The sequence below is a fragment of the Micromonospora sp. NPDC005161 genome, from assembly GCF_053599855.1.
Map to the genome: position 1 here is coordinate 1 of NZ_JBSFYQ010000103.1, position 4,701 is coordinate 4,701.

7 protein-coding genes are annotated in these 4,701 nt (G+C 66.8%); 4 read left to right on the forward strand and 3 right to left on the reverse strand.

What is annotated here, in order from left to right:
- Positions 1–311 precede the first annotated feature (311 nt).
- Entirely contained in the window at positions 312–680 is a 369-nt protein-coding gene (locus ACWD5O_RS36870; RefSeq protein WP_450088145.1) for a phosphotransferase, read from the forward strand.
- A gap of 389 nt (positions 681–1,069) precedes the next feature.
- Here the strand turns inward: ACWD5O_RS36870 and ACWD5O_RS36875 are convergent, their stop codons facing one another.
- Positions 1,070–1,243 (reverse strand): hypothetical protein, encoded by a 174-nt coding sequence (locus ACWD5O_RS36875; RefSeq protein ID WP_450088146.1) that lies wholly within the window; start codon positions 1,241–1,243, stop codon positions 1,070–1,072.
- Complete coding sequence (locus ACWD5O_RS36880) at positions 1,240–1,458, reverse strand: flavin reductase (protein WP_450088147.1); 219 nt, start codon at positions 1,456–1,458, stop codon at positions 1,240–1,242. Before ACWD5O_RS36880 ends, ACWD5O_RS36875 begins: the two co-directional genes overlap by 4 nt.
- Positions 1,459–1,875: 417 nt before the next feature.
- Between ACWD5O_RS36880 and ACWD5O_RS36885 the strand changes: the two genes are divergently transcribed.
- From ACWD5O_RS36885 to ACWD5O_RS36895, 3 genes are all read left to right on the forward strand, one after another.
- The gene (locus ACWD5O_RS36885) at positions 1,876–2,115 is read left to right on the forward strand and encodes a winged helix-turn-helix domain-containing protein (RefSeq protein WP_450088148.1); all 240 of its coding nucleotides are present in this window, start codon (positions 1,876–1,878) and stop codon (positions 2,113–2,115) included.
- Between the two features lie 616 nt (positions 2,116–2,731).
- Entirely contained in the window at positions 2,732–3,412 is a 681-nt protein-coding gene (locus tag ACWD5O_RS36890) for an integrase core domain-containing protein (RefSeq protein WP_450088149.1), read from the forward strand.
- Between the two features lie 27 nt (positions 3,413–3,439).
- On the forward strand, positions 3,440–3,904 hold the full coding sequence (locus ACWD5O_RS36895) for a tyrosine-type recombinase/integrase (protein WP_450088150.1): 465 nt from the start codon (positions 3,440–3,442) through the stop codon (positions 3,902–3,904).
- A 609-nt stretch (positions 3,905–4,513) separates the two neighbouring features.
- Here ACWD5O_RS36895 and ACWD5O_RS36900 read toward each other — a convergent pair.
- Positions 4,514–4,701, reverse strand: a 188-nt coding sequence (locus tag ACWD5O_RS36900) for an IS3 family transposase (protein ID WP_450088151.1), incomplete at its 5' end; no start/stop codon positions are given.

The following is a 4,701-nucleotide window of genomic DNA, read 5'->3' on the forward strand; positions in this document are numbered from 1 at the left end:
GAGATCAGCGATGATGGCAACGCGGGCATGGCTCACTTCGGATAGATCGACAAGGCGTAGAGAACCTCGATGATCTTCTGAACTGGTCATGCCCGCCCTGCTGCCCGCAGCGAAGGCGCGTCTACACCAACCATCCCAAGCCGGACACCCGTCACGACTTTGCCGGGACCCTGGGTCCCCACCCCGACCTGTCACCCGGCAGCGCGGATCTTGATCTGCTCCGAGCCGCTCTGAAGGGACTTCAGGAAACTCGCGCGCCCGGCGAGCCATGATTCACCCCGGCAGCCCGACTCGGGTTCGCGCACCCGGCGATGGACGGCGAGACACTCATCCACTCCGACCTCAACCCGGCCAACCTGATCGTGACCCCGCTCGGCCTACGGATCGTCGACTGGGCGTGGGCAACCAAGGGCGCCGCATGGGTCGAACTCGCGTTGCTCGTCCAATGGCTGATCGGCAGCGGCCACAGCGCCGAACAGGCAGAACAGTGGCTGACGCATTTGCCCGCGTGGACCGCGACTGACCGTCAGGTCCTGGACGACTTCGCGTCAAGGAACGCAACGAAGTGGGCGGCCAAGTCCCGGCAGAGCACCGAGACCTGGGTACACGACCTCGCAATGTGGACCGGCGAGTGGGCAGACCACCGCACCGACGGCCATCAGCCAGGCCGTGAGCCATAGCGCAGGGCATCCTCTCGTCACACGGACGCCGGTAGCGGTAGGTCCAGCTCCTCGACTAGCCAACAGCCCCAGCTCGGAACGCAAATCAGGTCACTCAGCCGGGCGGCCCACGGCGGTCCGAACCCAGAACCAACCGCCCTGCTCCCAATCTGCTCCCAATGTAAGCTGCACATACAGCGAAGCCCGTTACCGGCTACTCCGGAAGCGGGCTTCTGACCTGCACGTACGTACGGTGGGCGATACTGGGATCGAACCAGTGACCTCTTCGGTGTGAACTCTCGGCGAGCCGGTCGGGTCGGGCTCGATGCGAGGTCAGACGGCCTGCTGGCGCGCTTCTCGGCTCGGTTCGGCTGGCACCGTTGCTGTACTTCGCTGCTGTACTGCTGGCATCAGACGAGGCGCTGGATGCGGACCTTCGGGCGCTCGTTCTTGAGGTGGCCCAGCTTGTGCTGGCGGACCTGCTCGTCCCAGACCTCCTGGTCGTAATCTGGGTCCGGCGGGATCCACCGGTGGGAGCCGTCGCGGTAGTGGAACTTCTCGTCGCCGGGTCGCAGGATGCTCACCGGGTCCAGCCGAGGAATCGGTGGTGCAAGTGACCGGCGGGCACGTGGGCCAGGTCGCGTGTCGCGTCGACGAGATGGGCGGCCAGGTAGAGGGCCAGCGACACCGGGGCACGGTCGTACTCGGCTCGCAGCTCCCGCCGCCGGGTCTGGCAGGGCCACTCCCCCGCGCAGCCGCCGCACACCCAGGCCGGCTTGATCGGCTGGTGAGTGGTCATCGCGGGCCGTCCTGGCTGGGCCAGTGGCCGCGGTTGATCGGGATGCTGTGGCGGCTTCTGCAAGGCAGGGTCGCGCCGCAGCGGCAGATGTGCCGCCAGCGCCGCCATGACCACACGGGCCGATGACGGCGGGCGAGGGTGAGCGCTGCCGCCAGCACGTACTCGTCGTAGGAGACCCGCCTCATCGGCTCGCCGCAGCCGTCGGGGCCACTATCCGCTGGGTTGGGGAATTGGAAGGGAGCACTGCCGCCTCCTTGTGCCGCAGGTGTCCGGAGGCGTGGATGCCCGATCGCGGGGATGCGCCGGACATCCACGCCGGCGAGGACGGCCCACAGCGCCAACCGGGGGAATCGACCTCCTCGGCAACCTCCCATAGGTACCGTTGGGTAGTCAAGGGCTGACGTAGGTGGTCTACTCGTGTTGCCAACCGAGGGGAACACCGTGCCACCGCGTTACCGCTACGAGCAGATCGCCGACGACCTGGCCGAACGCATCGCGTCCGGTGAGTTCCCGCCCGGCTGCAAGCTGCCCAGCCGGCGGAAGTTGATCGAGCATTACGGGGTGACGGAGCCCGTGATCGACCGCGCCATGCAGGTGCTGCGAATCAAGGGGATGACCGAAACGCTGCCTGGCGTGGGCGTCTTTGTCGCCGAGTAGGTCAGCCGTCACTTCGCGCCGTCACCAATGCTGCGCTGTGGGACACCCGACCTCAAAGTGAGGAGGACGGAAGGTCATGGACAAGCTCATAGCCGGAGGGCTAGGGGCACTCGTCAGCATCACGGCGGTAGTCCTCGGCGCTTGGCTTGTGGGGCTCGAATACCCGGTTCGGCCGTCTGAAGTGCGGTTCTGTGCGAGCTCGAGCCCTGCGCAGCCGTCATGCTCGTGGCCATGAGCACGTCGTTGGTGTACCTGCTGCTTCGCCAAATACTGCAGATGTTGTCCCAGCTCGCCCGCGACGATGGGGCCAAAGACCTGGAAATCCTGGTGCTCCGCCATCAGGTGGCGGTGCTGCGCCGCCAGGTGACCCGCCCCGACCTCGAACCCGCCGACCGGGTGGTGCTGGCGGTGCTGTCGCGGCTGCTGCCCCGTCCGCGCTGGTCGGTGTTCTTCGTGACCCCGGCGACGCTGCTTCGTTGGCATCGTGAACTCGTCGCCCGGCGGTGGACGTACCCGCATCCGCAGCCGGGCCGGCCACCGGTCGACAAGCAGGTCCGCGACCTGGTGCTGCGACTCGCGGCGGAGAACCCGACCTGGGGGCACCGCCGGATCCAGGGTGAACTGCTCGGCCTGGGCTACCGGGTCGCGGCCCAGCACGGTGTGGAAGATCCTGCGCAACGCCGGGGTCGACCCGGCGCCGCGGCGGTCCGGACCCACCTGGAAACAGTTCCTGACCGCCCAGGCCCACACGATCCTGGCGTGCGATTTCTTCACGGTCGACACCGTGTTCCTCAGGCGGGTCTACGTGCTGTTCTTCGTCGAGATCGCCACCCGCCAAGTCCACGTAGTTGGGGTGACCACCCATCCGACCGGCGCCTGGGTGGCCCAGCAGGCACGGAATCTACTGATGGACCTCGACCAGCGAGCAGCTTGCCTCCTGTTCCTGCTCCGCGACCGAGATACGAAATTTGCGGCGGTCTTCGACGCGGTGTTCACCGCGGAAGGCATCGACGTGATCAAGACCCCACCGCAGGCACCCCGGGCGAACGCGTTCGCCGAACGATGGGTGGGCACCGTACGCCGGGAGTGCACCGACCGGATGCTCATCGTCGGCGAGCGCCACCTCGCGGCCGTCCTCGCCGAGTACACGGCCCACTACAACAGCCACCGCCCACATCGAGCGCTCGGCCAGCGGCCGCCCAACCCGCCGTCGGGAGTCACTGACTTGACCGCCGCCAGGATCCGACGGCGCCCGATCCTCGGCGGGTTGATCAACGAGTATTCGCAGGCAGCATGACCGAACCGGCTTTACGACCCCCACAGGATGGTCGTCCTACCCCGCTTCGCCGTCGGCATGATCATGGCCCGCAAGCTCATCGCCGCCGACAACCCCCACGACGCGATCTTCGCCTCCCGACGCGGCACCTGGCTGTCACCCAACAACGTCCGCCGTCAGTGGCGCGAGGCCCGCGCCGACACCGACCTCGCCTGGGTCACCCCCCACACCTTCCGCAAGACCGTCGCCACCCTCATCAAGGAAGAACCCGACACGAAGAGCGCCGCAGCACAGCTTGGACACTCCAGCGAGGAAGTCACCGCCACGTACTACATCGCCAAGCCCGCCCAAGCCCCGGACGTCTCGGACATCCTCGAGCGACTCGGCGCCAACCGCGGACGACGTCCCACACCCGCAGTGCCCAACGATGCGCAGGGATGGCGAACCTGGTTGCCGACCCCGGTGAATGGGGGGTTTTCGGGGGGCGGTTCAAAACCCCATAGACAAAATTAAAGCCCTGACCAGCGTTTCCGCTGGTCAGGGCTTTTTATCTGTCGGGACGGCCGGATTCGAACCGACGACCCCTTGACCCCCAGGCAATGACCATCTGACTCTGAGCTGCGGCACAGACTCGACTGCCCTGGCCGAACGGTCCGCCAGAGTCCGAGGGCGTCCACCGCCGTGCGCCCCGATCGTCACTCAGTTAGTCACTCGGCTGCCCTAACGCTCGGACTTTCAAGGCGGCAACCGGCTACGGGAGCCAGGCGGGATCGTTGCTTCTTGTGATGAACAGGCCGGCAGAATCTTCGCCCTTGACCAACTCCGTGTGTAGCGGGAACGAGACAAGTGGGCTCCACCGGGAGCGGTGGGCAAGCTGGACCTCGACGATCGCCGTGTAGGGGCCGGCATCAAGCGGCAGAGCTTCTGTCAACTCTCGGCCAAACTCAACGAACCGCTCAACGGCCTGCCGACCGCTGACGTGAAAGGGCGACGGCATGACCCGTCCCCCGCCGACAGGCGCGGGTTCAAGCTCGGGCTGAGTCGCCTGCCAGGACATCAGAACGGGTAGGGACGGAGCCGCCACCCTCCCGCTGTCAAGCCCCGGGTTTGATGGAGAGTTGGTTAGCTGGTTTTCAGGGCTGCGGTGACCGGCTGGGTCATCGCGTGTAGGGCCTCGTGTTCGGCGGGCGGGATGTGCCCGAGCTCGCCGTGCAGGCGGCGGTTGTTGTACCAGTCGATGTACTCGACGGTGGCCATCTCCAGGTCGTCGAGCCCGCGCCACGGACCTCGGTTGCGCACGAGTTCGGCCT

What these genes read in the sequence shown, in the direction of transcription:
- ACWD5O_RS36870 (WP_450088145.1), top strand. Translation starts at nt 312, where the DNA reads ATGGACGGCGAGACACTCATCCACTCCGACCTCAACCCGGCCAACCTG.
- ACWD5O_RS36880 (WP_450088147.1), bottom strand. Translation starts at nt 1,458, where the DNA reads ATGACCACTCACCAGCCGATCAAGCCGGCCTGGGTGTGCGGCGGCTGC.
- ACWD5O_RS36895 (WP_450088150.1), top strand. Translation starts at nt 3,440, where the DNA reads ATGGTCGTCCTACCCCGCTTCGCCGTCGGCATGATCATGGCCCGCAAG.